Source organism: uncultured Virgibacillus sp., assembly GCF_947495635.1.
Classification (GTDB): Bacteria; Bacillota; Bacilli; order Bacillales; family Amphibacillaceae; genus Virgibacillus; species Virgibacillus salarius.
Map to the genome: position 1 here is coordinate 1 of NZ_CANMAB010000179.1, position 3,363 is coordinate 3,363.

Sequence of the window (3,363 nt, forward strand, 5' to 3'; positions counted from 1 at the left end):
CATATACATTCGTTTTTGAGCAGACGATGTTTCATAATATTCCCTTTCCTCACAAACCGGAATCATTTCATATCGTTTTTCTTGCTTTCCTTCTAAGAAATCACTTAATTCCTGAATTGACGGATACTTAAATATATCTATTATAGATACTGCCACATTTATGTTTTTCTCAATTTCATTCGAAACGATGATTGCTTTTAGGGAATGTCCGCCTATTTCAAAAAAGTTCACATAAATACTATAAATTTCTTTGTTTAACACATTAGACCATATGTCCATTAAATTTTTCTGCAGTTTTGTTTTTGGTTGAGCACGCTCAACCTGGCTCATCATTTCTAGATTTGGTTCTGGTAAAGCATTTCTATTTACCTTTCCATTATTGGTCAAGGGCAGTTCCTCTAATTTCATAATATGAGTTGGCACCATATTATAAGGGAGCGTCTTTTTTAAATACTGTTTTATTTCTAAAGAAGCAATGCTTCCTATGATATAAGCAACTAAGTAATGATCATGATGATTGACCTTAGCTATAACAACTGCCTCCTTAACCTCAGGATGCTCCTGTATTCGTTCTTCGATTTCACCGAGTTCAACTCGAACGCCTCTAATTTTAACCTGATTGTCGATCCTACCAAGAAATTCAATGGTTCCATCTGATAATAATTTAGCTCGATCGCCTGTTTTATAAATTTTTTCCCCTTGTATAAATGGATTTTCTACAAATTTTTCAGAAGTTAATTCTGGTCTATTTAGATAGCCTAATGCTAAACCATCTCCACCTATACAGAGTTCTCCTGGTAATCCGATTGGTTGTAAATGACCATCTCTATCCAAAATATAAGCATTTGTATTTGCTATTGGTTTACCAATAACGACATTCTCAGATTCCACACATTTCGTTGTAATAGCATCAACAGTATATTCCGTTGGGCCATAGCAATTATATAAATTATAACCAATATCCATGATTTCTGCTTGTAAAGCTTGTGGTAATGCTTCTCCACCAGAAATCAATACTTGGATGCTTTCAAGTTTCTCCCCACCAGCAATAAATTCTCTCATCATAGTAGGTACTAATTGGACGATGTTTATCTTGTTTCTTCGAATGAAATCTCTAAAATGCTCTCGAGAAAGAGATTCTTTTTCTGTTGTGATGAACAACGTACCCCCGTATAACAATGTTGGGAAAATTTCTTCCACGGATACATCAAAAGAAATGCTTGTATTTTGCAATACATTTTTATTTTGATACAAACCATACTGTTTACCAAACCACATACATAAATTGACAATACTTCTTTGTGTTATTTGAACCCCCTTTGGTTTACCAGTCGAACCTGATGTATACATCACATATGCTAATTTATCAGGACTATAAGCAACCTGGAAATCCAAATCCACATTGCAATATACACGTTCATCATCCAAATAAATTGGATTAACACTAGTTGGTATATCAGAACCTTTCACTGTTAAAAATAGGCTTGCTTTAATATCTTCTAACATGTAATTAATTCTTTCTTTAGGAAATTTAGTATCGATTGGCATAAATGCTGCACCAGCCTTTAATATTCCCAAGATACCTATGAGCATTTCTATTGAACGATCAACCATTATTGGAATAATGGAATTATCCTGTATCCCTTCATTTCTTAATACTTGTGCTAAAGCATTAGCTTTTTGATTTAACTCACCATAAGTGATTTGTTTATCTTTATATACGGCAGCAATACCATTTGCATTCTCTGTTATTTTTTTTTCCAATAACATTACATAGGATTTATTTTTAGGATAATTTGTCTTCGTATTATTTACATCTGTAAGAATTTTTTCCTTCTCTGCTGGACTAATCATTTCCATGTCTGAGATTTTCATATTAGGATTTTCACAAATACACTTCACAATCTCTTTAAAATGATTGATCATTTTTTCAATGGTTTCTTGCTTAAATAACTTTGTACAATACTCAAATGAGCAGGTTAATCCAGCTTCTCTTTCAGTTACAGCTAAACTTAAATCAAACTTAGTGATACCTGCGTTGATCTTTAATGGTTCCATAACAAAGCCATCTAGCATTAGATTCTCTATGGCATCTGTCTCTTGATTATTCATAGAAAACATGACATCAAATAATGGATTTCTACTTATATCTTTTTCAATATTTTCAGATTCTAACAATGCTTCAAATTGATACGTTTGATTTTCAAAAGCAGCTACTGAATTTGCCTTAACCTCCATCAAAAAATCTTTAAAAGCTTTTTCACGCTCAGGTCTATTTCTTAAGGCAATCGTGTTAACAAACATCCCCATTACATCTTCTAGGTTTGCATGCAATCTACCAGCTGTTGTTGTCCCAACTATAATATCTTCTTGTTCACTATACTTTGCTAATAAAATATAGAAGGAAGATAGAATAACCATAAACAAAGTGCTGTCCGATTGGTTAGATATTTTTTTCAGGATATTCATTCTTTGCTTATCCAATGAAAAACTGATCTGGTTTCCTTCAAAGCTTTTGACCTGTGGTCTTTCAAAATCATAAGGTAAGTTTAGTACAGGGAGATGACCTCGGAATTGACCTTTCCAATAGTTTTCTTGTTGTTTTATTTCGTTAGATTTTAATATCTTATTATGCCACTCTGCAAAATCTTTATATTGAATTTGCAATGGAGAAAGATTGCTTCCATTATATAAACGGATAAAATCTTTAATTAGAATATTCATCGATATTCCATCTGCTATAATGTGGTGCAAATCAATGAATAGATAGCTCTTCTCTCCATTTTCAAGTAACATTCCTCTGAATAAAGGTGCTTCTTCTAGATCAAATGGTTGAATCAAATCATTGATTATCGTTGCTAGATATATATTAGACTTTTTTATAAAGTTCAAGTTAAATGCAATGTCATCATTAATTTTTTGAACAACTTCTCCATCAATCATTTGAAAAGATGTTCGCAATGATTCATGACGATTAAACAGCTTTTTAAAGGTCTTATTTAATCTTTCTTTGTTTATGGTACCATCCAATTCATAAACAGCAGGCATATTATAGGCGATACTGTCTTTTTCAAATTGTTGTAGAGTGTACATTCTCTTTTGAACTGAAGATGTTTGATAGTATTCTTTCATATCTACCTTTTCAATTTGTTCATATACCTTAGTCCCACTTCTCCTTATATAGCGAGCGATACTTCTTATCGTTGCATGTTCAAAAAAGATTTTTAATGGTAAATCTTTTCCTAGTTCCTTATGGACTTTATTCATTACTAAACTAGCTTTAAGTGAATTCCCACCAAGTTCAAAGAAATTATCCTCCGTTCCTATTTCATTTATGCCTAAGACTTCTTGCCAAATCTTGAC

Annotated in this window: 1 protein-coding gene; it reads right to left on the reverse strand. The window is 32.3% G+C overall.

Annotation, left to right across the window (positions count from 1 at the left end; genetic code table 11):
* A partial coding sequence (locus Q1A47_RS20240) for an amino acid adenylation domain-containing protein (RefSeq protein WP_299632736.1) occupies positions 1-3,363 on the reverse strand: 3,363 nt, incomplete at both ends.